30 protein-coding genes, 1 tRNA gene and 1 pseudogene are annotated in these 20754 nt (G+C 62.3%); 15 read left to right on the top strand and 17 right to left on the bottom strand.

The genetic code is table 11. The features are described from left to right. Positions 1 to 51 precede the first annotated feature (51 nt). The 6 genes from V1280_RS05275 to V1280_RS05300 all read right to left on the bottom strand — a co-directional run bounded on the left by V1280_RS05275 (position 52) and on the right by V1280_RS05300 (position 4466). A complete protein-coding gene (locus V1280_RS05275; RefSeq protein ID WP_334519974.1) occupies positions 52 to 630 on the bottom strand; it encodes an HdeD family acid-resistance protein in 579 nt (192 codons plus the stop codon). A 69-nt stretch (positions 631 to 699) separates the two neighbouring features. Next, positions 700 to 1740, bottom strand: a complete 1041-nt coding sequence (locus V1280_RS05280; protein ID WP_334519977.1) for a PrsW family glutamic-type intramembrane protease — start codon at positions 1738 to 1740, stop codon at positions 700 to 702. Positions 1741 to 2362: 622 nt separating this feature from the next. Beyond that, positions 2363 to 2620: a hypothetical protein gene (locus V1280_RS05285; RefSeq protein ID WP_334519979.1), complete on the bottom strand. Its 258-nt coding sequence runs from the start codon at positions 2618 to 2620 to the stop codon at positions 2363 to 2365. Between the two features lie 130 nt (positions 2621 to 2750). Continuing rightward, a complete protein-coding gene (locus V1280_RS05290) occupies positions 2751 to 3377 on the bottom strand; it encodes a PilZ domain-containing protein (protein ID WP_334519982.1) in 627 nt (208 codons plus the stop codon). 210 nt (positions 3378 to 3587) lie between these two features. Then, positions 3588 to 3794, bottom strand: coding sequence for a hypothetical protein (locus tag V1280_RS05295; protein ID WP_148778603.1), 207 nt, complete (start codon positions 3792 to 3794; stop codon positions 3588 to 3590). Between the two features lie 207 nt (positions 3795 to 4001). Continuing rightward, positions 4002 to 4466, bottom strand: coding sequence for a hypothetical protein (locus V1280_RS05300; protein ID WP_334519987.1), 465 nt, complete (start codon positions 4464 to 4466; stop codon positions 4002 to 4004). A 397-nt stretch (positions 4467 to 4863) separates the two neighbouring features. Here V1280_RS05300 and V1280_RS05305 point away from each other — a divergent pair, with 397 nt between their 5' ends. Together V1280_RS05305 and V1280_RS05310 are read left to right on the top strand one after the other, a co-directional pair. Next, complete coding sequence (locus tag V1280_RS05305) at positions 4864 to 5880, top strand: acyltransferase family protein (protein ID WP_334519990.1); 1017 nt, start codon at positions 4864 to 4866, stop codon at positions 5878 to 5880. Between the two features lie 191 nt (positions 5881 to 6071). Continuing rightward, positions 6072 to 7517 (top strand): glycosyltransferase, encoded by a 1446-nt coding sequence (locus tag V1280_RS05310; RefSeq protein WP_334538181.1) that lies wholly within the window; start codon positions 6072 to 6074, stop codon positions 7515 to 7517. Positions 7518 to 7621: 104 nt separating this feature from the next. Here V1280_RS05310 and V1280_RS05315 read toward each other — a convergent pair whose 3' ends face one another. Next, positions 7622 to 8080, bottom strand: coding sequence for a hypothetical protein (locus V1280_RS05315; RefSeq protein WP_334519993.1), 459 nt, complete (start codon positions 8078 to 8080; stop codon positions 7622 to 7624). Here V1280_RS05315 and V1280_RS05320 point away from each other — a divergent pair. Beyond that, positions 8040 to 9188, top strand: a complete 1149-nt coding sequence (locus V1280_RS05320) for a hypothetical protein (RefSeq protein WP_334519996.1) — start codon at positions 8040 to 8042, stop codon at positions 9186 to 9188. The two genes, V1280_RS05315 and V1280_RS05320, sit on opposite strands and share 41 nt — an antisense overlap. Positions 9189 to 9203: 15 nt before the next feature. Here V1280_RS05320 and V1280_RS05325 read toward each other — a convergent pair. After that, positions 9204 to 9278, bottom strand: a tRNA-Glu gene (locus tag V1280_RS05325). Positions 9279 to 9506: 228 nt separating this feature from the next. Here V1280_RS05325 and V1280_RS05330 point away from each other — a divergent pair. The 3 genes from V1280_RS05330 to V1280_RS05340 are packed head-to-tail and all read left to right on the top strand — an operon-like array spanning position 9507 to position 10228. Next, entirely contained in the window at positions 9507 to 9761 is a 255-nt protein-coding gene (locus V1280_RS05330; RefSeq protein WP_334519999.1) for a PilZ domain-containing protein, read from the top strand. Positions 9762 to 9807: 46 nt separating this feature from the next. Beyond that, a complete protein-coding gene (locus tag V1280_RS05335) occupies positions 9808 to 10053 on the top strand; it encodes a porin (RefSeq protein WP_334520002.1) in 246 nt (81 codons plus the stop codon). 7 nt (positions 10054 to 10060) lie between these two features. Next, positions 10061 to 10228, top strand: coding sequence for a hypothetical protein (locus V1280_RS05340; RefSeq protein WP_334520005.1), 168 nt, complete (start codon positions 10061 to 10063; stop codon positions 10226 to 10228). 116 nt (positions 10229 to 10344) lie between these two features. On the opposite strand, the gene V1280_RS05345 is transcribed toward V1280_RS05340, so the two are convergent. Together V1280_RS05345 and V1280_RS05350 are read right to left on the bottom strand one after the other, a co-directional pair. Continuing rightward, positions 10345 to 10983 carry a glutathione S-transferase family protein gene (locus V1280_RS05345; RefSeq protein WP_334520007.1) on the bottom strand — a complete coding sequence of 213 codons (639 nt, stop codon included), beginning with the start codon at positions 10981 to 10983 and terminating at the stop codon, positions 10345 to 10347. 292 nt (positions 10984 to 11275) lie between these two features. Next, a complete protein-coding gene (locus tag V1280_RS05350; RefSeq protein WP_148778631.1) occupies positions 11276 to 11728 on the bottom strand; it encodes a VOC family protein in 453 nt (150 codons plus the stop codon). Positions 11729 to 11937: 209 nt separating this feature from the next. Here V1280_RS05350 and V1280_RS05355 point away from each other — a divergent pair, with 209 nt between their 5' ends. Beyond that, complete coding sequence (locus tag V1280_RS05355; RefSeq protein WP_334520011.1) at positions 11938 to 12366, top strand: hydrogenase; 429 nt, start codon at positions 11938 to 11940, stop codon at positions 12364 to 12366. Between the two features lie 321 nt (positions 12367 to 12687). Here the strand turns inward: V1280_RS05355 and V1280_RS05360 are convergent, their stop codons facing one another. The 3 genes from V1280_RS05360 to V1280_RS05370 all read right to left on the bottom strand — a co-directional run bounded on the left by V1280_RS05360 (position 12688) and on the right by V1280_RS05370 (position 14263). Then, on the bottom strand, positions 12688 to 13341 hold the full coding sequence (locus tag V1280_RS05360) for an IS3 family transposase (protein WP_334520013.1): 654 nt from the start codon (positions 13339 to 13341) through the stop codon (positions 12688 to 12690). Continuing rightward, positions 13338 to 13739 carry a helix-turn-helix domain-containing protein gene (locus V1280_RS05365; RefSeq protein WP_334520015.1) on the bottom strand — a complete coding sequence of 134 codons (402 nt, stop codon included), beginning with the start codon at positions 13737 to 13739 and terminating at the stop codon, positions 13338 to 13340. Before V1280_RS05365 ends, V1280_RS05360 begins: the two co-directional genes overlap by 4 nt. A gap of 227 nt (positions 13740 to 13966) precedes the next feature. After that, entirely contained in the window at positions 13967 to 14263 is a 297-nt protein-coding gene (locus tag V1280_RS05370) for a PilZ domain-containing protein (RefSeq protein ID WP_334520017.1), read from the bottom strand. 528 nt (positions 14264 to 14791) lie between these two features. On the opposite strand from V1280_RS05370, the gene V1280_RS05375 reads away from it, so the two are divergent. Then, the gene (locus V1280_RS05375) at positions 14792 to 15799 is read left to right on the top strand and encodes an MBL fold metallo-hydrolase (protein WP_334520019.1); all 1008 of its coding nucleotides are present in this window, start codon (positions 14792 to 14794) and stop codon (positions 15797 to 15799) included. Positions 15800 to 16182: 383 nt separating this feature from the next. Beyond that, complete coding sequence (locus V1280_RS05380) at positions 16183 to 16593, top strand: hypothetical protein (protein WP_334520022.1); 411 nt, start codon at positions 16183 to 16185, stop codon at positions 16591 to 16593. 78 nt (positions 16594 to 16671) lie between these two features. On the opposite strand, the gene V1280_RS05385 is transcribed toward V1280_RS05380, so the two are convergent. Then, positions 16672 to 16809 (bottom strand): hypothetical protein, encoded by a 138-nt coding sequence (locus V1280_RS05385; RefSeq protein ID WP_334520025.1) that lies wholly within the window; start codon positions 16807 to 16809, stop codon positions 16672 to 16674. Positions 16810 to 17235: 426 nt separating this feature from the next. Between V1280_RS05385 and V1280_RS05390 the strand changes: the two genes are divergently transcribed. Together V1280_RS05390 and V1280_RS05395 are read left to right on the top strand one after the other, a co-directional pair. Beyond that, positions 17236 to 17520, top strand: a complete 285-nt coding sequence (locus V1280_RS05390) for a hypothetical protein (protein WP_334520028.1) — start codon at positions 17236 to 17238, stop codon at positions 17518 to 17520. A 6-nt stretch (positions 17521 to 17526) separates the two neighbouring features. Beyond that, positions 17527 to 17691 carry a hypothetical protein gene (locus tag V1280_RS05395; RefSeq protein WP_334520030.1) on the top strand — a complete coding sequence of 55 codons (165 nt, stop codon included), beginning with the start codon at positions 17527 to 17529 and terminating at the stop codon, positions 17689 to 17691. Positions 17692 to 18030: 339 nt separating this feature from the next. Here V1280_RS05395 and V1280_RS05400 read toward each other — a convergent pair whose 3' ends face one another. Together V1280_RS05400 and V1280_RS05405 are read right to left on the bottom strand one after the other, a co-directional pair. Further along, positions 18031 to 18339, bottom strand: a complete 309-nt coding sequence (locus V1280_RS05400) for a hypothetical protein (RefSeq protein ID WP_334520033.1) — start codon at positions 18337 to 18339, stop codon at positions 18031 to 18033. 149 nt (positions 18340 to 18488) lie between these two features. Further along, a complete protein-coding gene (locus V1280_RS05405; protein ID WP_148770626.1) occupies positions 18489 to 18674 on the bottom strand; it encodes a hypothetical protein in 186 nt (61 codons plus the stop codon). 79 nt (positions 18675 to 18753) lie between these two features. On the opposite strand from V1280_RS05405, the pseudogene V1280_RS05410 reads away from it, so the two are divergent. Together V1280_RS05410 and V1280_RS05415 are read left to right on the top strand one after the other, a co-directional pair. Further along, positions 18754 to 18927: pseudogene (locus V1280_RS05410) on the top strand (helix-turn-helix domain-containing protein); the annotation flags it as partial. 273 nt (positions 18928 to 19200) lie between these two features. Further along, positions 19201 to 19497, top strand: coding sequence for an HU family DNA-binding protein (locus V1280_RS05415; RefSeq protein WP_027531020.1), 297 nt, complete (start codon positions 19201 to 19203; stop codon positions 19495 to 19497). An 84-nt stretch (positions 19498 to 19581) separates the two neighbouring features. Here V1280_RS05415 and V1280_RS05420 read toward each other — a convergent pair whose 3' ends face one another. Beyond that, positions 19582 to 19743, bottom strand: coding sequence for a hypothetical protein (locus V1280_RS05420; protein WP_334520047.1), 162 nt, complete (start codon positions 19741 to 19743; stop codon positions 19582 to 19584). A gap of 236 nt (positions 19744 to 19979) precedes the next feature. On the opposite strand from V1280_RS05420, the gene V1280_RS05425 reads away from it, so the two are divergent. Together V1280_RS05425 and V1280_RS05430 are read left to right on the top strand one after the other, a co-directional pair. After that, positions 19980 to 20132, top strand: a complete 153-nt coding sequence (locus V1280_RS05425) for a hypothetical protein (RefSeq protein WP_334520050.1) — start codon at positions 19980 to 19982, stop codon at positions 20130 to 20132. Between the two features lie 221 nt (positions 20133 to 20353). Continuing rightward, the gene (locus V1280_RS05430; protein ID WP_334520053.1) at positions 20354 to 20704 is read left to right on the top strand and encodes a GrlR family regulatory protein; all 351 of its coding nucleotides are present in this window, start codon (positions 20354 to 20356) and stop codon (positions 20702 to 20704) included. The last annotated feature ends 50 nt before the right edge of the window (positions 20705 to 20754 follow it).

Below are 20754 nucleotides of genomic sequence, written 5' to 3' on the forward strand. Positions count from 1 at the left end.
CGCCGTTGGCGGGTTGTCACCCCCAATCGGCGCGAGCGGCTTCGAGGCGCCTCAACTGTTGCTTTTGCGTGCCGCCAACGCCATGCCGATCAGGGTGGCGCCGCCGAACAACAGGTTGATGCCGACCAGCACGCCGATGGCCCATTCCGCCGAACTCGGCAGTCCCGTGATCACCATGAACGAGATTGCGATGTCGACAAGGCCCGAGATCAGGAGCCACGACCAGCGGCCGCTCAGCTCGCGGCGGTGCTCCAGGGCATACATGATGGTGGTGACGCCCTCGGCGAGGAAGTAGGCGCCGAGCACGATGGTCAGCGTCAGCACGGCTTGCATCGGGCGGGCCAACAGCAGCATGCCGGCGAGCACGGCCAGCGCCGCCGAGATCAGCGACCACCAGAAGCCCGGCGTGGCGCGCGCCCAATAGGTCACGATCAATCCGCCGATGCCGCTGACCAGGAACATCCAGCCGAGAAAGATCGTGATGGCAAGGCTGGCGAGCGGCGGCAGGACCAGCGCGGCGATGCCCAAAATGGCAAGCAAAATGCCTTCGAACAGAAAGGCCTTCCAATGCGCCTTCACCGCCTGGCTCATCGCGGATTGCAGCCGTGAAAATTCCTCGGGCGATGTCATCGGCAGGCTCCGGATCGAAACATGTGCGCTCAATCTAGTACGCACACTCCACGCTTGCCATCCCGCGGATCAACCGCCGCCGTGCGCTGACGAAAACCCCTCGCCGCCGGTGCGGATGCGGTTGCGGCCGAGAACGTAGATCGCGGTCGTGACGACCAGCAGCGCAAGGCCGAGCAGGATCGAGACGAAGCCGATCGGGATCAGGGCCAGCGTCAGGTTGCGCTCGGGGTTGATGAGCCAGTGGTGGATCGAGGTCAGCACGAAGGCGAGGCCGAGGAAGCCGACGCCGCCGCCGGCAAGCCACAGCGCCCACATCCGGCGCAGCTGGCTGAGCCGCTCCCGCGCGATATCGGTGCGGGGCGCGTGGTGGCGCGCCACACGCCGCACCAGGCGCATGGCGAAGGCGATCGAGCTGAAGCCGATCAGCAGGCTTGCGCCGCCCAGCCACATCCGGATTGTCGGATCGAGATCCGGCATGCGCTGGAGCGTGAGCAGTGGGAAGTCGAACGCCGAGTGCAGTGCGAGCGGGCCTGCGAAAATCAGCAGCCGGCTGGAGAGACGGGCCCAGTCGCGATGATGGCGGTTTGCGCCCAGCGCCGTGCCGGCGCGTGCGATCGTCAGATAGGCGCCTGCGATGATGCCGAGCGCGCCGTGGAACGGCACGGTGAGAACGCTGCGCAAGGCCGCCAGCGACCTCCACATCTCGGCATGCTGCACCAGATAGGCGAGGTTCTCGTAAGCCGCGAAGCCGAGGCCGACGGCGGCGCCATAGACCACGGTGTCCATGGGGTTGGCGAAGGTCCGCCGCTTGGTCGAGGAGATCAGCACGATGGCGATCACCTTCACCGCCTCCTCGGGCAGCGCGACGCCGAAGATCGAATGCATGGCGAGCGCCGCCCAGGGATTGTCGGGCGCCGCGACCATCTTGGCAAAGGGGGCCCGGGCGAGACCCAGCAGCGAGATGCTGGCTGCGCCAAGCAGGAACGCTGTCCAGACCTGGGCCGGCGGCCCGGGGCGTTCCTCGGCGGCAATGACAAGCCACAGCATCAGCAGCGCCGGGGCGATGGCGGCCGTTCCGATGACGGTGGGTAACGCTTCAATCAGATACATCGGCGCCGAAAATAGGTTCCCTTGGTCCGCTTATCTACGTGTTCCCGATGCGACCATCTGTCATGCGCTTGCTGTCCCGTTGCTTAACAAGCGCGACAGCTGGCGTTCATCAGGGCCGCAAAGTGCAGAATACGAGCGCAATCAATCGCATGACAGAACCACCTTGTCGTCGATTGTAACGGCTGCGCGCCTGTCAGGGAATCGCGATTGATAAGTCAGATCAAGGCAATGTGCAGGTTTCTTCGATTTACGATGCACGCGCGCAGGCGGCGAGTCCAGAGCCGGGATGAGCCTCGCTCGGACAACGCGCGGCCAGCTGAACCGTCTAATTGCGCTTGGTTGTGCGTCCGCGGGGCAGAGATGTCATCCGGCGGGCTCGCACCTGCTCGAGCTCCCAGATGGCGCGTATGAGGCACGTGCCAAGGCAGGAGACGATGAGCAGCAGCAGGAAGGCCTGGTCGGCCGGAGGGATATGGATCATGGCGCTGATTAAGCAACGCGCATGCCATGCGCTCCCGACAAGGCCTGCGCGCCGCTGCAACGGCGTCTCACACCGAGCACTGCTTGCTCCGGTTCGAATCGCGGGCTCCCAAAAGATGGCCGCGACCTGCGCTTGCCGCCCTCAATGGGTGGTGAAGGGCGGTGGAGCGTCGGGCGAGATGTCGAAGGCCCCAAGGTGGAATTCCTCGCCGACGGCCTCGTCGGGTTCGGAATGGTGGGCGAGCAGCGTGAACGCAGCTTGCGGATACTGCTTCCAGATATCGAGATCGCCGGCCGTAATCGTGAGCCAGCCGAACGTGTACATGTAACGCCCGGGCTCGGTGACCCGGCCAACTCTGTCCCAGGTGATCTTATCAACCGTGATCTTGTCGACTGCCATTCGGTCCCCCGATCGCAAGTCTGCAAATAGAAAGTCCGCAAATGAAGCCCGGCACGCGGCACGGACCCTCAAAAACTGATCCCGCATTGGGGCCGCGATAGGGCAGCCATACGGATTGGTTTGGCCGGCTTCAGGCCGGCTGTGGCACGGCCTGGCGCACGACCAGGCGGACGAGATCGTCACGCTGCTGCTTGTCGGTGAACTTCACCGCAAAGCCATTGTCGAACTTGCGGATGACGCGTCCAACGCAGGCGCCAACCGCAAGCGGGGTCCCGATCGGCGGGTCGTATTCGCAGGAGATCGCGACGCCGGCCGTGGAGACGTCGATGATGAAGCAGGGATGGGTGCTGCCGTCGGCAACCGTCAGGAATGTGTGCGAGGCCTGCGGAACGAAGCGCGCGTCACGGCGCAGTTCCTGGATGCTGTCGTCCTTCTGCTTCTTTTCGAGCCAGGTCAGCTTTTCCGACATCCAGGCACGGCGGGCCCGTGTCATGTCGAGCTCCATCAGGAAGCCCGATTTCAGCGTCGCGCTGATGGTGCACTGGAATTCGCCGAAATCCTGGAAGTAGGAGGTTACCCGCTCGCCGATCTTGCCGACGACCGGCACGTCCACGATCATGCGAAAGGGCGAGACGCGCTTGGTGCGGCAGGCGAAGTTTCGCAGCTTGCCATCGCAATCGTACCAGCGATGCAGCGAATAGCTGCCGCTCACGTTCACTTCCACTGCACGCTGCCTGAGGAACTCTGCGACGGACATGGGTGCCAGATCGTGTTTCTGATTGTTTCCGTAATTCCACGGTAGCGATCAAATTCTAAGCAAATGATACCGGCACTCAGGAGCAGGGGTAAATTTCCGGTAAACGAGCGGGTCGGTAATGTGACGGGTTAAGCGGCAAAACGTCCCGGTTGTTGTCCGCGCGCATTCGCAACCACGTCATTGCGGCCGCGGCCGCTTCAGCCGTTCCGGTCAGCCGTTCCTGCACTTGGCGATGATGCCGTCGGCGAGGCGGATGTCATCGAGGGTCCAGTTGCCGAGCAGCGTGATGATCGCCTCGCGCCGGTACTGGTGCCGCTCGTCCCTCGAGGTTTGCCGATAGTCGATGCCGTCCTGTCGTGCCAGCGCGCGCGACACGATCGCGATCTGTCGCAGCTTCGCCTGCTCCAGGGAGCTCATGTCTCACCGCGTGGCAACGCCACCTGCTGGGTCTGTGAATCGGGCGCTTTGAAACTAGCTCGACCGGCTTACGGAGACCTGACGCGGGGTTTCTTCGCCCGACCGAACGGCGGCGTTCAGGCAGGGCCGTGCAGCGCAAGCAAAGCCAGCGCACCAATGGCCAGGGCGAGCTTGATGACCTTCCAGGTCAGGCTGTCCCACCTGATCTCAAATCCGAGCCATGGCAATGCGCGCCGCATCGCGCGTGTCGCGAGCGCTTCGACGATGACGAATGCAAGGGCAATGCCGGCCATGAGAGACCAGGACGGTTCGGCCGGAGGCCATCCATGCCGCGAGCCAGCCGGGGACGAAGTCCCGCAACGACACGAGCAGCGCGAACCATCCGAACAGGGAGACGAAGCCCTTGACGATCTCCAGCCCGATCGCTCCCGGCTCGAACCGGATCCCGATCGTTGCAAGCGCGCTTTCGATGCGCTCGCCGTCGGTCAGGAAGATGAACGCCCCGAGGTAAAACGGCACGCGCGATTGCAAAAAGAACGCGATGATGGCTGACAGGACGGCGTAGCCATAGGCGTCGCGAAGAATTTCCCAGCCGCTCATGCGCGGCGGCTCCGTTGTCTTCGCGGCTTGGCGCTGCGGCACCGATCTGGCGCGCGCCATGTGCTCCAGCATTTTGGCGCGTCGGTCCGGCGAATATAGTGCCGTGCGCTGCATCCAGGCAGGGGGCGTGGTCGCAGCCGGCGGGGCGCCGGACTGGCCGTCAGCAGTGGATTTGCGTTGCTCCATGGGGCCGAACCCGGTCCTTCAAGACGTGACGCCATCGCGACGGGCGAGGCGGTTTTCTTCGAACATTGGTCGGAGGTGAGGACCAGGGAGGTTCATGCCGGGATGGCGGATTCTGCCGTCAGATCGTCCCGCGGCTCGGTTTCCCGAGCGATCAAGGTCGGCCTTTGAACGGACTTATTTCAATAGATTGCCATGACGTGCCGTGTTGTGCCTAAGTGCGAAATGCGGATGCTGCAGGATCAAGAAGCCGTCCGAAATCCAGACTTCGGATGTCAGGACGACCGTGGTTCAAAAACTCGAATTCCTGCCTAGACTTGAGTCGCTGCGCGGCCTGGCTGCGGTCTCTGTCGTCGGCTACCACGCGTTCGGACGCTTCACCGACACCTATGTCACAGGCATGGCGCCGGTGGTGCTCTTCTTCGTGCTGAGCGGCTTCGTGCTGTCGCGCTCGCTGGCCCGGAACGACGACATCGCGGTGTTCGTGCGCCACAGGATTCTCCGGCTGTTTCCAGCCGCGATTGCGGTCGTATTGCTGCTGGCCGCGCTGCACGAGGCATTCGGGTTCCATCTGGGCTTCGAGCCCGATTTTGCGCCCTTCAACGTGATGTTGAACGCCCTGATGATCCGGCACGACATCAATGGGCCGATGTGGTCGATGACGGTGGAGTGCTTCGCAACACCGGTCATCATTCTGGCTTTCCTGGGCGGCCGGCGGTTTGGCTTGCGCGTCCTGATCGCGGCGATCGCGGTGTTGTTCGGGCTGTCGTTCATCGGTCCATATGTGCACCTGCTTGGCGGCTACACGAACCTCGCGCCTTTGTACGCTTTTGTGCTTGGCGTGGCGCTGCACTTCTCGGGACACCGCCTCGTGGAAGGTATCGGCGGTCAGCAGATGGCGGCGGCTGTCGTGGCCGGTGTCGTGTTCCTCTATTGCGGTCTGCAAAAGCAAACCGCGCCGATCATCCTGCTCGAAGCCTGTTCATCCGGATTGCTGGTTGCGCTGATCGCGTTTGGCGGCCTGGGGGAGCGTGGCCTTCGTTGGCTGGATCAGCCGGTGATCGGCTTCTACGGACGGATATCGTACAGCTTCTATCTCTTCCACATGGTCGGCTTGAGTGTCGCGGTCCGCATCAGTGCCATCGATGGCTGGCCCTTGCTGTCGATCCTATTGAGCATCGTCATCGGCGTGCTGTTGACCACGCCGATGGCGTGGATATCCTGGCGCTTCATCGAAGAGCCGTTTATCGCGATAAGCCGAAAATGGCACGGCCGGCGCCGTGAGGTTTTTACGACGACCTGAAGACGAATTTCTGGCCCGCCGGATGACGTTCCTGTTGAAGTCCCGCTGCAGTTGCGCTTGAGTAGCAGCAGGTTCGGGGGGACTGTTTTTATGTGTATTTTTGTGTCTGCGGTGCGTCGCGCCGCGGTGAGTAATGCCGCGATAGATTTTTGTTCGAGCGGGCCCGACGAGGCCTGTGTCTTGTCATGGACATGACCGTCATGTCTGGCTGCCTGTCTCCGCGAAAAGCAGGCATCCTCGATCACGCCGACCGGGTCGCCACGGACCGCGTGGCCTGGCGCGAGAAGAACAGCTTCTTTCACGAGGAGGATGAACGCTATCTCCAGTTCTTGATCCCGGCGGGAAGTCGCGTCCTCGAGATCGGATGCGGCGTCGGCGACACGCTCGCGAGCCTCGCGCCATCACATGGCGTCGGAATAGATTTCTGCCGCAAGCAAATCGGAATCGCGCGCCAGCGCCACCCCGATCTCAATTTCGTCGAAGGCGATGCTGAAGACCCTGCGACGCTGGAAGCGCTGCAAGGTCCGTTCGACTATATCCTCGTGCTCGATACGATCGGTTCGCTGGAGGATTGTCAGAAGTTCATCGCCCAGCTGCATCCGCTGTGCACGCGGGATACGCGGCTGGTGATCGGTTACTTCTCGCATCTCTGGTACCCCGTGCTGAAATTCGCCGAACTCGTCGGCCTGCGGATGCCGCAGCCGGATCAGAACGTGCTGTCGCCGTCCGACTTGCGCAGCCTGGCGAGGCTTGCGGATTTCGATCCGGTGAAGTCCGAGCAACGCGTGCTCTCGCCGGTCCGGATGTTCGGGCTCGGGCGCTTCCTCAATCGTTTCGTCAGCGTGCTGCCGGGGATCCGCCAAATGGCGCTGCGGCACTATATGGTCGCGCGCTCGAGCCGCAGGGCGAGGGAGGAGTTTTGCTCGGCCACCGTCGTGGTCCCGGCGCGCAACGAGCGCGGCAATATCGAGCCGGCCGTCCTGCGGATGCCCGACTTCTGCAGTGACATCGAGATCATCTTCATCGAAGGCCACAGCCAGGACGGCACCTTCGAGGAGATGGAGCGGGTCAAGCAGGCGTATCCTGCCAGGGACATCAAGGTGATGCGCCAGCCGGGCAAGGGCAAGGCCGACGCCGTCTTCACAGCGTTCGACGCGGCGCGCGGTGACGTGCTGATCATTCTGGATGCCGACCTGACCATGCCGCCGGAGCAGATTCCGAAATTCGTCGAGGCGCTGCTGTCGGGCAAGGGCGAGTTCGTCAACGGCTCGCGTCTGGTCTATCCGATGGACGAGGGCGCGATGCGCTTCCTCAACCTGATCGCCAACAAGATCTTTTCCTATCTGTTCTCCTGGCTGCTCAATCAGCGCTATACGGATACGCTGTGCGGCACCAAGGTTCTGCGCCGCAGCGACTATCAGCGCCTGAAAGCCGGCAAGGCCTATTTCGGCGATTTCGATCCGTTCGGCGATTTCGACCTGATCTTCGGCGCATCGAAGCTCAATCTGAAATCGGTGGACCTTCCGATCCGCTACGCCGCGCGCACCTATGGCGAGACCCAGATCTCGAGGTTTCGCCATGGCTGGATGCTGCTGAAGATGGTGGCTTTCGCCTTTCTCAAGATCAAGGCGATCTAGGCCGTGGAAGCCACGGTTCGATGACGATGATGTCAGGCGATTGCGGTTTTCCTGACACGCGCGCGAGCGGGAGGGTCAGAACATCGCTGATCCTCGTCGTGCCGTCATTGTATCTGGCGGCGACGTTGCTCTATTCGGCCTGGCAGGCGGTCTGGGGCGTCCAGGTCGATCCGGAATCGGCCTACACCATGAACGGGCTGGTGGCGGCGGCCGGATACGGCTCGCTGAAGTTCGATCATCCGGGAACGACGACGACGCTGCTCGTCGAGCTGGTCATCAGGGGCTGGGCCCTGGTCGCCCGGCCCGATGATATCGTCGCGTTCGGGCTCAAGCACTACGATGCGATCACATGCGCGGCGCGGACGTGCGAAGCGCTGGTGCTCTCGGGTGCGTTGCTGGCGGGCGGGCTCATCGTCGGCCGGACAACGCGCAGCGCCATTGCCGCGATGCTGTTTCAGGCGGGCGCGTTCGTTCATCCCGACGCGTTTCACTTTCAGACGGTGCTCGCTTCCGGAAAGCCTGATGGTCGCGATCGCCCTGTTCGGCATGGCGATCGTGCTCAAGGCTGCGCTCGACGAGCGTCCGCCGTCGACAAGCCTCGGTGTCGTGTCAGGATTGATTTTCGCGCTCGGGTTCGCGACCAAATATCTCTATCTGCCGCAGGCGCTGTTCGCCGTGTGCCTGCTCGGAAACCGGCGGGCGTTCGTCGCCGCCTTGATCACCGGGGCGATCGGCTTCGTTGGCTTCAGCCTGATCTTCAATCCGGGAACGATCACGCGCGGGTTCGGATGGCTGGTGCAGATCGCGACCCACAAGGGCCATTACGGCGAGGGCGAGACCGGATTCATCGACTTCGCGACGTTCTGGTCGAACATGCGCGAGATCATCGCGGCCGTGCCGCTCGCGGCGGGCACCTACATCGCAGCCGCCGCTGCGGCGCTCGCCTGGTGCATCAAGACGCGGGACTGGCGCGATCCGGTCAGCCTCACGCTCAGTGCCGCCGTCGTGGTCTTTGCGGCGTACCTCGTGGCGACGTCGAAGCATTTCGCGCTGCATTACATGATGGCATCGTGGGCCCTGACGGGCGGTGTCCTCGTCCTGGTCGTGGTGCAGATCAGACGTCTGGTCCCGGCGATCCCGGCGGCTGCGCTGAGCCTGCTGGCGGGCGGTCTATGTGCCGTGACGGCTACCGTGACGCTGATCGACGCCCGCGCTGTCGCGCTGCAAATCTCGCGCGCGAATGCGATCGGGGCGAGGCTCTCGCAGGCCGTGGTCGCGGCCGGTCCCGCCTGCGCCAACGTCTCCGGCATGTTCGTGGGCGCGCCGGAGAACGACATGAACCACGGCTGGGACATGACCTTGCAGCTCTGGGGCGACCAGGCGATGCGGGAGAGGTTTTCCGTTGCCTATGAGCGCGCCTTCACGGTCGCCCTGCTGGACCACAACACCTACACGCACGTCCTGAAGAACAATTTTCGCCCCACCAGCTACGCGAAGCTCAGGGCGGACTATCCCTGCATCATCGTCCGCTCACCATGGGAGCTGAACGAGGACACGTCGATCGGACTGCTGGCGCTCCATCCGGACCATTGCGTGATCGAGGGGATCCACGTCTATACCGTCGGGCTCGCCTGCGCGAAGGTGCAGGGCAGCTTCCTGCGCGAACGGTGAGGGATGGGGGCTGTGTGGCGCTCCCTAGCGGAATCGAACCGCTCTCTCCACCGTGAAAGGGTGGCGTCCTAACCGATAGACGAAGGGAGCAAACGCAAAGGCCGGGCCGCATTCGCGACAGGCCCGCTGGCCGTCCGAGTCGGGCCCGGCGGCTTGCAGCGGGCGAACGTATAGTGGCCTTTGGGCCGGTGGGCAAGCCGTTCCGGAACGCTCTTTTGGAACCGGTGGATAGCCGGCTCCGGTATCATTCGGGGGACGATTTCAACGGTTTCTTAGGGTTGCCTGGGCTAGCGCTGATACGGGAGAGATTTTTCGCCAATGCCACAGCCCAAGAAGCGCGCAGCCCGCAAGCTGCTGTCGCGGCGCGCCTGGATCACGCTCGACGGCGGATTCGCGGCGCGGCATTGCCTGGTCCAGGACATCTCGTCCTCCGGCGCCAAGATCACGATGGACGAGGATGCGAGCCAGCTGCCGGGCGTGATCCGGATGGCGTTTGCCCGCGATGCCCGGACCGGGCGGAGCTGCCAGGTGGTCTGGCGCCGCGGCAAGTCGGCCGGCATCAAGTTCCTCTGACCGCCACCGGATAGCGCCTGGCCCGGGTCCGGGCTACAAGGCGTCGATGCGCCTCACCATCCTCGTCCTGATCTCTCTCGCGACGACCTCCGCAGCCGGGGCCGAGACCTTGCGCCTGCCGCCGAGCGAGCAGCCGCAGTCGGGCAAGGCCTTGCCGCTGAAGGGCACCGCCGGGTCTGCCAGGGCCAATGGCTGCACCGCCTATGGCCGCGGCTTCACTTGGGTTGAGGCGACCGGGACCTGCGTGAAGATCGGCGGCGCGGTCAGGGTCGACGGCACGGTCGGGCGCTGAGGGGCGGATGTCGCCGGACCTGTTGCGGCTCGATCTCCTCGTCCCCGCGCTGATGTATTGCGCGCTGCTGTGGTGGGTCGGACGCGGGCTGTCCTGGACCGCAAGGCTCGCCACGGCGGTGGTCACGCTGGTGCTGATCGTTGTCGTCGTGCTGGTCGAGCGCGGCTGGCACTAGGGCGCCCCACCAAAAACGCGAAAACAACCCCATGCACAGTAGAACCGAGGTACGCGCGGTTTGCGCGCAAACAACGATTCCGCGCGCGCTCACCACAGCTTAAGCCGCGTCAGCGGTCACGACATCGGCGGGGCCACGTGCTGGGCAAATCCGGGCCGCTCGCCGAGCTCGGCGAGCCACCGCGCGAGGTGCGGCTGCACCGGGCGGGTGATCCCCTCGACGCCGAGCCAGCGCCGCGCATAGGCGCCAACAGCGATATCGGCGAGCGTGAACTGGTCGCCCTCCATGAAGGTCCGCGAGGCCAGATGGTGGTCGGCGATGGCCCAGACCTCGGCGGCCGCATCGGCATGCTGCTGAAGCCTGACCATGTCGCGCTCGGCGGGCGGCGTGCGCACGATGCCCCAGAACACCGGGCGGTCGACCGGCTGCACCATCGACAGCGTCCAGTCGAGCCAGCGGTCGACGCCGGCGCGCAGCTTTGGCGCCTCCGGATAGATCGGCGTGCCGCGCCCATGCGCCATGCAGAGATAGCGCATGATCGAATTGGATTCCCACAACGCATAATCGCCCTCGACCAGCGTCGGGACGCGCGCATTGGGGTTCATCGCGAGATAGTCGGCCTCGCGGGTCTTGCCGAACGCCATGCCGGCGTCGATGCGCTCGTAGGGCAAAGCGAGCTCGGTCAGGCACCACAGCACCTTCTGCACGTTGACCGAATTGGCGCGGCCCCAGATCGTCAGCTTTTGGTCCGGCATGAAGTCCTCCCGCAGCGTTTCTTGATATCGCGCGGGTGATAGCGGAATTCGCGGATGGGAGCGATGCGCATTGCCGTGAGCCCCTTATGCAAAAAGCTCCGCCGACGGCGGAGCTTTCATTGCAGGGTCGATCAGGCAATCAGTGGCCGAAGAACAGCCACAGCAGAATGATCACCGGAATAGGCACGCCCAGCATCCACAACAATAATCCACGTCCCATGGTTTCCTCCTCCAATCGCATTGTCGGGGAGTGAACGCGGCGGGCGAGGGCTTTGTTCCTGTGGCGGGAGCCTTACCAGTGGCCGATATTCGGCATCGACGCCCACGGCTCGGCCGGTGCCTTCGGCTCGCCCTTCTGCAGGATCTCGATCGAGTGAAGATCGGGCGAGCGCACGAAGGCCATGTTGCCGTCGCGCGGCGGCCGGTTGATGGTGACGCCGGCCTTCTGCAGCTGCGCGCAGGTGGCGTAGATGTCGTCGACCTCATAGGCGAGATGGCCGAAGAAGCGGTCCTCGCCATACTTCTCCTCGTCCCAATTCCAGGTGAGCTCGACCAGCGGCGCGCCGCGCGTCTTGGGCTGATCCTTCAGCGCGTCGAGGTCGTCGGCCGAGCACAGGAACACTAGCGTAAAACGCCCCTTGTCGTTCTCGATCCGCCGCACCTCCTTCAGCCCCAGCGCATCCTGATAAAACTTCAGCGCGACATCGAGATTGCGCACGCGCAGCATGGTGTGGAGATATCGCATGGTTGTTGCTCCCTAGGCGGATGGGGTTTTGCTTGGGCCGGGATGGCGGGGGAGGAGATAGCAGGAAAATGGGAGGAGGGGCAGGGGGCGGAGGGGAAATCCGCTCCGACGGATCAGCCGCATCGGCGCAGTGATTCAGTTGGGGTGCCGTTTGCTGCGTCTTGAAATAGAGTGCGGTAATTCAACGTCCGCGACTGGAGGGCGAGCTTATGGTGGATGAGAAGCGAAGGCTCCTCTGGCATGGCGCAGCCTTGTTTCTGATCGGATTGCTGACGGGGCTGGTCGAGCAGCATTTCACCAATGTGAGGATGGCGTTGGCCGCTCATTTGGAGGGCGTGATGAACGGCACGTTCTTGTTGGCAGTCGGCGCCATCTGGAACGAGGTCAGACTATCGGCACGAATGAAGGCATTGGCCTATTGGGCGCTGCTCATCGGGACGTACGGCAATTGGTTCGTAGCGACGTCGGCCGCCGTGCTTGGGACCGCCGCGCTCTCGCCAATCACGGCGGCGGGGCATGAAGCGGCGCCCTGGAAGGAGGCAATGATCACCGGCGGATTCGTTTTCATCGGCTTGGCCATCGTCCTGGCCGTCGTGTTGCTCATGCTCGGGTTGCGGAGCACCGCAAAGGCGGAGTGAGGCGACGAGCGGGGAGCGAGTCAATACGGAATTACGGAAATTACGGTGGCGGCGCACCATATTGCTGCTTCCGCTGAGTATTAATCGAAGCCGCAGAAGCCGGCCGTGGCGAGTGAGTTTAATGCACTGTCAGCGTAATTCCCGCAGAGTCAGCAGGGCAGCGCCAAGCATGGGTCGAAGCCGCAGCTTCAGGAAGCTGACGATGGCGCATGAACTTAGTACACCGTCACGCAATTCCGTTCGATGGCAGGGTATGATATCATCAACCCTGGGGTGCTGGCTATTCTTGGGAGAGGTTCAGTGGGAACGCTGCTAATAATTTCAGGGATTTCCCAGTCTGCTCATGCTGATGGTGATGTCGCGATCGGCAAGCCGCTGGCGATAGGCGATGGAGGCGTACTGCACGCCACGATCGGAGTGATGGATCAGGCTGCCGGGGGCCGGTCCCCGAGCCACGATGGCTTTCTCCAGTGCGGCGATGGCAAGTGAGGCATCGAGCGTGTCCTCAAAGGCCCAGCCAACAGCCTTGCGCGAGAACGCGTCAAGAATGACGGCGAGATAGGCGAAGGTCCTGGCGAGATGCACATAGGTGATGTCGGCGACCCAGATTTGATCGGGGCCCGACGGCACCAGGCCGCGCACCAGATTGGGGACAACGAGAACGGCCGTTGGCCGCGCCGCAGGTGGCTTCAGGAACGGCGCCTTGCGCTGCGCGAGAAGATTGTCTTCGCGCATAAGCCTCAGGACTTTCTTGGCATTTACGATCATGCCTTGGCGCCGCAGAGTAGCCGCCACGCGTCGGTAGCCGTAGAAGGGATGCTTAAGGCAAATGCGCTGGAGCTGGTCGCGCAGCTCGCACTCGGCGGTCTCACGACTGCGCCTGTTGAGATGCCGGTAATAGGTTGCGCGCGGCAGGCCCGCCAGATGGCAAAGGCGGTGCACGTCGGCGTGAGCATCGGTTGTCTCCGATGTCATGGCTTGGATGACTTCGATGATGCGGATACGGGCTTGCCTTGCGCTGCCGGCCGCTCCAATGCGCGCAAGGCTTGCCGAAAAAAATCGAGGTCCATCTGCTGGCGGCCCACCAGCCGTTCGAGCTCGGCAATGCGGGCATTCGCGCGCGCGAGGGCGGAGCGCTTGTCGTCGTATGTCGCCAACGGCTTGAGCTTGCGGGGGCCGGGCTTAGGTCCCGGCTTCCGGTTCAGACCATCCGGGCCATCGGCGCTCCAGGCCTTGATCCAGTCGTGGAGAATCTTGCGGGAGATCCCAAGCTCGCGGGCCACAGGGAGGACGCCTTCGCCCCGCTCAACCCGCTTGATCGCCTTCAATTTGTACGCCGTCGGAAACTGACGCTTCTTTCCTCGTCCTGCCACAGGTCATCCTCGAAATGCCTGTCACTGTAATTATCGTGTCTCACTTCAGGGGTGCAGTCCAGTGCACTCAACTCATTCATTCTACCATTCGGTATTAAATGCACTGTCTCCGCAATTCGCAGATTTCTGTTCGGGAAGGTCGCAAAGGGCAGAGCGGGATGCCCGGCCTCCACCCGGAAGCGCCGCGCTCGGGGCCGAAAGAACCTCGGGGTCATTGAGCGCGGCGCTTATCCCGCCAACGGTCGAGCAAAGGCATCCGCCAATTTCGGCGAGCGACGACGCAGAAGGAAGGACACGCCGCAAAGCGTTCCCTTTCTCCACACGACGCGGCAGATGAAGATTGCAGAATGGCCGTCGAACGACAGCGCAAATTCGTTCGCAAACACGTAGTAGGGCGTGGAGATGCATGCTCCCAGGGCGTTGATATCGCGCACCATACACGGATGTGTCCCACGAATTTCACCGAATGACAGCCGCGCCGCCCGGTTGATCGGCATGCGCTCCATTGCACGACGTTCGATCATGGCGAGATACTCCAAAATGGAAAGGTAACTTCCAATGGAAACGAACCGCAGCGATAGCGATCCGCGTTTACGAAATTAGTTTCCCGGCCCCGCCGGCAGCCTGGAAAACGGCAATACCCGCATGTTGAGTCGCGTGACCTCACACTAACAAGCAGTGTTGTTGTCCAATTAAAACTGATCTGAGTTTGTAGTTAATTCGCACGTCTGATGCCCGAGCTTACCCGCAACACAGAGAAGGACCGCTATGACCACTCAATCCGATCAGACTATAGGACTGACCGAGGCCGGCACCAGCTGACGTTGCCCGCAAAATGAACGCTGGAGTGCTGGTGCGATGTCAGATACGGCCCATCGCTACATTTGCTGCGGTTGCACAAAGGCGGTCGGTGTCGGTGCGAACCGGACATCGACGAAGATTTAGTACGCGCCCTAGCTCGTGAAGGTTCGCCGATGCACCGTTGCAAGTCGAAGAGGCTCATCTACACTATCCGGTAGTTCCCCCTGGCCCTCGCAAATGCCGGAGACATCATGACCGTCGTATCTCGTCGTGGATTATTGGCTGGTGGCGCGGCACTGGCTGCTGCAACGGATTTGCCATTTGCCGGGTCATCCCGCGCTGCTGCCCCGCTCGCCGGACAGCAGGCTCCGGGCTTCTATCGGTACCAGGTAGGCGACTTCGAGGTCAGCGTCATTTCGGATGGCGCGCTCAGGTTTCCGGTTGAAGGCTTCGTGACCAATGCCAGCACCGATCAGGTCAAGGCCGCTCTCACAGCGGCGTTTCGCAGCACGGATGGGTTGACTGTCCCGTTCACGCCGATCGTCGTCAACACGGGCTCCAAGCTGATCCTGATCGACACCGGTCTTGGCGATGCCGCGGTCGAGCGCACGAAGGGAACCGCGGGCCAGTTCGCGGCCAATTTGAAGGCTGCGGGCCTCGATCGCAGGGATATCGATGCCGTCGTCATCTCCCATTTCCACGTCGATCATGTGGATGGCCTGCTGACCGCGGACAACAAGCCGGCGTTTCCGAACGCCGAGATTTTCGTGCCGGCCGCCGAACTCAAGTTCTGGATGGACGACGGCGAGATGAGCCGTGCTCCGAAGGGGCGGATCGAAGGGCTGTTCAAGAACACCAGGCGGATCATCGCAGCGCTCGGCGGCAAGGTGACGCCATTCGAGGCCGGCAAGGAGGTCGTGCCGGGCAACGAAATCGTGCCTGGGCTCACTGCCGTTGCAACACCGGGGCACTCCATCGGCCATACCTCGTTCGTTCTCGCCTCCGGCGGCAAGAGCGTGTTCGTTCAGGGCGACGTCGCCCATATCCCGGTGCTGTTTGTCGAAAATCCAAGCTGGCATGCCGCGATCGATCAGGACCCGGCCATGGCCGAAGCCACCCGTCGCAAAATTTACGATATGCTGGTGGCGGAGAAGATGCTGGTTCAGGGGTTTCATTACCCATTCCCGGCCCTTGCTCATGTCGAGCGGACCGCGAATGGTTATCGCGAAATTCTGGTGCCGTGGAGCACCAGCATCTAGGCCGCACTGGCTCGCGGCGTCGCGGTCATGATGCGGGCAGGGCCGGTCGTGCCCGCATTGTTATTCCCGGTTATTCCCACCACGTCACCCAGCGCGGCAGCGGGCGGTCACGCACGTTCTCCGGGACGGCGACCATGCGCTACTGTCAACGCAATTGCCATGGAGATGGTCCTAGCGTTCGACGTGTAAGCCAAATATCATACAACTGCCACACAATGACGCTACGTTGAACCCCTGCATGCAAATCGTTGCTGAATGCACTGCGGACGTCACGGCACCGATGGGGCCGGGACGACCGTATCATTTCGCCGTGTTTTGCAATTGGGCAGGGCGCCATCGCGCGTCGCGAACAATCAGAAACAAATGCTGCCAGGGAGATCAACGTGGCAAGCCTACCCCTCATTGTGCTCAATCAAACCAACAACACCCTGGTCGTCACCGGCTCGCGAGGCAGTGATCTCAGCCATGTGGCGATCAATACCGACATCCCGCCGCTGGGAGGCAAGATCGTCGCCTACTTCAACACGCCCGGCAACATGCATGACAATTGGGATTGGGTTTACCTGACGGATCTCGGGACGCAGGCGAAATACCAGATCTACGTCGAATGGAATCGGATCGTGAACAACGACACCTATGCGTTCTTCGGATACTACAACCCCGACAGCTCGCAGCAGAACGGCAACCCGAGCCCGTTTCCCGCCGACTGCGCGATGACGAGCTTCATTTCGTCGCCCAACTCCGGAAGCTTTCCGGTCTATATCCTGACCAAGACGCCGACCGCTCAAGGCTGAGCCGCCTCGCGTCGTCGTCGGTCGGTTGATCCGCGGAGTTGCGGTGACAGTGCAGGGCTGTCGCCACAATTCCGCACGTCAATCCGGAAATCTCGACAGCTTCGACCCGTCCGTCACCTGGATGTGGGTGGCGTTGATCACCATGGCGATCATGACGTAGTAGCCGTTGACCGCCGTGAGATCGACGACGCCGCGCTCGCCGAAGCGATCTTTCATCCGTGCATAGGTCGCGTCAGAGACGCGCTTGTTGCGGTGGAGTTCGGTCGAGAAGTCGTAACAGATCTCCTCATCCGTGTCCCGCCGGCGAGCAGGGCGATCGCATGTGGGCTTTACGAAGATTGTGCGGGCTTGCTCCGCCTCTCCCGCTTGCGGGAGAGCATAGGCCGCCTTTGGCGGCCGTCTCTTAAGAACGTCGAAGCGAAGCTTCGACTGTGGCGCGCCCCGGGGCGATGCGAAGCATCGTCCCGCGCGCGGCGGGTGAGGGCTCTCGCAACGCAGGGACAGCCTCCGCAATCCCCGACAATCCCGACGTGGAGACACCCCCACCCCAACCCTCCCCCGCAAGCGGGAGAGGGAGCACCAGTGCCGATGCCGCTGCCTCGTGCAACTCATATGCGATTGGTCTGCCGGCGAGAGGCAGCCATGGCCGGCCTGATGAACCGGGGTCAGGCGTGTCGCGACGAATGCCTGAAAACGAGGTCTTTCGCCGTGAACTGGTTCAAACGATATGTCGTCGGCTGCCTGATCGCGGTGCTGTTCTTCGCCGCCGTCGATAGGCTGGAGCATCCGGACGAGGGCATGCGCTACGGTGCCATCCTGCTGGCCTCTGCCGGCTGGCCTGTTGTCGCAGCGGTCGTCGTGGGCAGCACCATCGGCGATGTCGTGCATGACGTCCGCCAGGGCAAAGCAGAAGGCAAGATAGGATGAGCGGCCATGCTTGACGCCTTGTTCAGCCTGGTGTTCGACATCGTCCTGAGTGTCGTCGGGACCGTCATCGCCAAATTGTGCGGCGTGGAAGACGCCGCCGAGTTCGCGCCCGTTGTCATCGGCCTCGGCCTTATCGGGATCGGCTTCGCTGCTGCTGTGTGGGCGCATTGAACGCGGACGCGGTTTGCCTCTCCGCTGTCATTGCGAGCGCAGCGAAGCAATCCAGTCTGTTTCCACGGAGACAGTCTGGATTGCTTCGTCGCAAGGGCTCCTCGCAATGACAATCCGTTTCGGCGGAAGTGCTCGACCCCGTGGTGGGAAGGCCGAGCGTGCCGCCGCGCTAACAAACGCGAAAAGCCACCCATGGCATCGCCATCGGCGGCTTTCGTATGTTTCGCGAAACTCTAGTGACCGGTGCCGGGCTTCGTCGTCTTCGGCGGCTTGCCGTCTTCGACGCGGCCTTCGTTGCGGAGGTCACGACCTTCCTGGGCCTTCCCGCGCCGCCTGCAGCTACGCTGCGATCCGTTGCGCCACTGGCGCCGGCGTTGTCAGCAGCTTCAGCACTTCGGCATGCTCGAGATCGGGAACCGCGATCGCCGTGTGGCTGTAGATCGCGTGCGTCCGTGATTTCGATATCTTGTCGAGGATCTCTTTGCCCTTGATGACGTGCAGGCCCATGCCGTCTCCGGACGGGAAGATCGCCAGCACCACGTCGTAGGCGCCGATGACGGCCCTGAGTGCCTCGGCCTTGTCTTCGGCGACATCGATAAACACGCGAACATCGGCTGCGAGTTCACGCAGCTCGTCAAAATCCAGCACTGTGGGGGTACTCCAACGCAACGATACTGAATGGAGAGTGGATGCGTTGGGTTACCAGAGTCTGAACAATGTCTGTCGAGTCACAAGTTTCACGACGAGGTGACGAAGCGACCGCTAAGTCACTTGGCGTAGCCTTATTTCGCATAGCCTTATTTCGCATAGCCTTGGGAGCGGAGCCACGCGATCTTGCGATCCCCGTTCATCCAGTCGTCGGCATCCGCCTTGCTGGTGAAGCCTGAGATTTCGCGCTGTTCGTGGTCGGGATAATCCGCCAGTATTTTCCACTCGCCGTCTGCAATCCGGACGGCTCTGAAGGTCACTTTTGTTTTTGCCATGCAGCATTATGCAGGAATTGCTCCGAAAAGAGAACCATTGATTGTGGGCATCGCGCTAATCCACCTCGCGCCAGCGCGGCGTCAGCAGCTGCACCTGATCGTCGCGATCAGGGAGCTTGCTACGGGCGCGAGCGTGCAGCAGGTGTCGGCCGATCTCGGCTATGAATCAGTCACGGCGTTCATCACGATGTTCAGGAAGGCACTTGGAAAGTCGCCGGCCAAATATCTGAGCAGTGTGTCTCGGGAGACCTAGTCGTGGGCCGGCGAGGATGCACCCGCAAGCTTGGCGAACTCTCTAGGGATGCTGCGGAATTCGATTTATCGTCGCTGCAGCCGCCAGTATCTGCCGGAAACATTGCGGAACCGAGTTCGAACTGCTGCTTGCGTTTTCGGCCTCAATGGGTTCTAAGCCCGGCTGCTTCGTGGCCGACAGGCATGAACAGACGCGCGGCCCGCGTGGTTTTACCGCTTCCCGGACAAAGCACCATCGCCGTTCGCGCGCACCCAATTCAGAGGAAGTCCAGACATGGCAAAGATGACCAAGACCCAATTGATCGATGCAATTGCGGAAGGCACGCAGCTTGCGAAGAACGACGTGAAGTCGGTCATCGAATACATGGCGACCGTCGGCTACAAGGAGCTCAACGAGTCCGGTGAGTTCGTCATTCCCGGTTTCGTGAAGATGTCGGTGGTCAACAAGCCTGCGACCGAAGCCCGCATGGGCGTCAATCCCTTCACCAAGGAGCCGATGCAGTTTGCCGCGAAGCCGGCGAGCAAGTCGGTCAAAGCCTCGCCGCTGAAGGTGGCCAAGGACTCGGTCTGATCCCGGTCGACAAAAAGGGGAAAACCCCGCCTGGGGGAAGCGGGGTTTTCTGATGGGGGTGAAGCCTGGGGGAAGCTTCATTTATTAGACGCGCCAGCGCTGAAAAAGTTCATCGCGCAGAGACAAGATCGTGCGCGGCGATCCCCGCAAAATCATCGCCCGATCTCCAAAAAGAAAAACCCCGCGCTTGCGCACGGGGCTCTCTTGCTGACGGCGTTGGGATTTCAGCGCCTGGCCGTCAGCCATCTCAAACTCAAGATCGCCCTAACTTAAGGTTGAAAATCCAAAAAGCAACAGCGCCGCGGTGACGGAATATGATCGTCAGGCGGCGCTGCCATGTGACCGGGCGCTGAAATCCCCAGCCTCCATGGGTCGTCGACGCCCCGATAAGGTTCAACGCGACATCACAGGAAATTTCGCGCAGGGACTGGACTTTTTGTTCTCATTTTGTTCTAGTGAGTCACCCGCTTTGGAGGTGTCTCATGACCGTCGAGAAACAACGTGAAGTGATCCGGCTCTGGAACCAGCTCAGGAAGGTCGAGGGCCCGGCCGCAGAAGAACTCCGCATCCAGATCCTGGAATGCTTTTCGGAGAAGGGAAGCGCGGAGAAGGGCCATGCGAGGCGCGCGGCTTGAGCGTCTTGTCGCGCGATCATCGTCGTCTCTGACGGTGCTTCGTTTCATCGATCGTTAGGAATCGTTTCGCACAGGTTTTCTCGACTCCGATTCGTTCTTTGGGAACGAAATGGAGTCGAAGCCCGAACAAAGCCGGTCGCTGGACGGCGACCAGCTGCAGTTCGATGTCTCGACGCTTCCCACGCGCCGCGCTATCGTAGCAGGCCACGGCGGTCGCATCGATGAAGAACGGGCTCTACTCCATCCATATCCACATGCTCGACGGCGTGAAGGGCCGCGACAGCGGCGTGTTGATCTTGCGCGATGGGGTGCTGCTCGGCGGCGGACCTTACTTCTGGTCCCGCGGCTCCTACACAGTCGGCAACGGCACCTGGAAGGGCGAACTCGCCACCAACCAGCATTCGCCGTTCGCCGATCCGCTTGTCAGGCCGCTTTTCGCCGGCGCTGAGGCGACCAGCGGTTTTTCGGGAACGTTCAGCGAGGAGGGGGCCGAGGTGTTCGGCACCGTGCTGGTTGCCGGCCATCGCAGCCTCGGCTTTCGCGCGTCGCTGAAGTGGCTGGCGGAGGCCTAAGGCGGCTGCAAATTCCGAACGGAAGCTTGCAGCGATCGCGATAACCCTAT

Source organism: Bradyrhizobium sp. AZCC 2230, from assembly GCF_036924495.1.
GTDB classification, from domain to species: Bacteria; Pseudomonadota; Alphaproteobacteria; order Rhizobiales; family Xanthobacteraceae; genus Bradyrhizobium; species Bradyrhizobium rifense.

What these genes read in the sequence shown, in the direction of transcription:
- V1280_RS05275 (WP_334519974.1), bottom strand. Translation starts at nt 630, where the DNA reads ATGACATCGCCCGAGGAATTTTCACGGCTGCAATCCGCGATGAGCCAG.
- V1280_RS05280 (WP_334519977.1), bottom strand. Translation starts at nt 1,740, where the DNA reads ATGTATCTGATTGAAGCGTTACCCACCGTCATCGGAACGGCCGCCATC.
- V1280_RS05285 (WP_334519979.1), bottom strand. Translation starts at nt 2,620, where the DNA reads ATGGCAGTCGACAAGATCACGGTTGATAAGATCACCTGGGACAGAGTT.
- V1280_RS05290 (WP_334519982.1), bottom strand. Translation starts at nt 3,377, where the DNA reads ATGTCCGTCGCAGAGTTCCTCAGGCAGCGTGCAGTGGAAGTGAACGTG.
- V1280_RS05295 (WP_148778603.1), bottom strand. Translation starts at nt 3,794, where the DNA reads ATGAGCTCCCTGGAGCAGGCGAAGCTGCGACAGATCGCGATCGTGTCG.
- V1280_RS05300 (WP_334519987.1), bottom strand. Translation starts at nt 4,466, where the DNA reads ATGCTGGAGCACATGGCGCGCGCCAGATCGGTGCCGCAGCGCCAAGCC.
- V1280_RS05310 (WP_334538181.1), top strand. Translation starts at nt 6,072, where the DNA reads ATGACCGTCATGTCTGGCTGCCTGTCTCCGCGAAAAGCAGGCATCCTC.
- V1280_RS05320 (WP_334519996.1), top strand. Translation starts at nt 8,040, where the DNA reads ATGGTCGCGATCGCCCTGTTCGGCATGGCGATCGTGCTCAAGGCTGCG.
- V1280_RS05330 (WP_334519999.1), top strand. Translation starts at nt 9,507, where the DNA reads ATGCCACAGCCCAAGAAGCGCGCAGCCCGCAAGCTGCTGTCGCGGCGC.
- V1280_RS05335 (WP_334520002.1), top strand. Translation starts at nt 9,808, where the DNA reads ATGCGCCTCACCATCCTCGTCCTGATCTCTCTCGCGACGACCTCCGCA.
- V1280_RS05340 (WP_334520005.1), top strand. Translation starts at nt 10,061, where the DNA reads ATGTCGCCGGACCTGTTGCGGCTCGATCTCCTCGTCCCCGCGCTGATG.
- V1280_RS05345 (WP_334520007.1), bottom strand. Translation starts at nt 10,983, where the DNA reads ATGCCGGACCAAAAGCTGACGATCTGGGGCCGCGCCAATTCGGTCAAC.
- V1280_RS05350 (WP_148778631.1), bottom strand. Translation starts at nt 11,728, where the DNA reads ATGCGATATCTCCACACCATGCTGCGCGTGCGCAATCTCGATGTCGCG.
- V1280_RS05355 (WP_334520011.1), top strand. Translation starts at nt 11,938, where the DNA reads ATGGTGGATGAGAAGCGAAGGCTCCTCTGGCATGGCGCAGCCTTGTTT.
- V1280_RS05360 (WP_334520013.1), bottom strand. Translation starts at nt 13,341, where the DNA reads ATGACATCGGAGACAACCGATGCTCACGCCGACGTGCACCGCCTTTGC.
- V1280_RS05370 (WP_334520017.1), bottom strand. Translation starts at nt 14,263, where the DNA reads ATGATCGAACGTCGTGCAATGGAGCGCATGCCGATCAACCGGGCGGCG.
- V1280_RS05375 (WP_334520019.1), top strand. Translation starts at nt 14,792, where the DNA reads ATGACCGTCGTATCTCGTCGTGGATTATTGGCTGGTGGCGCGGCACTG.
- V1280_RS05385 (WP_334520025.1), bottom strand. Translation starts at nt 16,809, where the DNA reads ATGAAAGATCGCTTCGGCGAGCGCGGCGTCGTCGATCTCACGGCGGTC.
- V1280_RS05390 (WP_334520028.1), top strand. Translation starts at nt 17,236, where the DNA reads ATGGCCGGCCTGATGAACCGGGGTCAGGCGTGTCGCGACGAATGCCTG.
- V1280_RS05395 (WP_334520030.1), top strand. Translation starts at nt 17,527, where the DNA reads ATGCTTGACGCCTTGTTCAGCCTGGTGTTCGACATCGTCCTGAGTGTC.
- V1280_RS05405 (WP_148770626.1), bottom strand. Translation starts at nt 18,674, where the DNA reads ATGGCAAAAACAAAAGTGACCTTCAGAGCCGTCCGGATTGCAGACGGC.
- V1280_RS05415 (WP_027531020.1), top strand. Translation starts at nt 19,201, where the DNA reads ATGGCAAAGATGACCAAGACCCAATTGATCGATGCAATTGCGGAAGGC.
- V1280_RS05420 (WP_334520047.1), bottom strand. Translation starts at nt 19,743, where the DNA reads ATGGCTGACGGCCAGGCGCTGAAATCCCAACGCCGTCAGCAAGAGAGC.
- V1280_RS05425 (WP_334520050.1), top strand. Translation starts at nt 19,980, where the DNA reads ATGACCGTCGAGAAACAACGTGAAGTGATCCGGCTCTGGAACCAGCTC.
- V1280_RS05430 (WP_334520053.1), top strand. Translation starts at nt 20,354, where the DNA reads ATGAAGAACGGGCTCTACTCCATCCATATCCACATGCTCGACGGCGTG.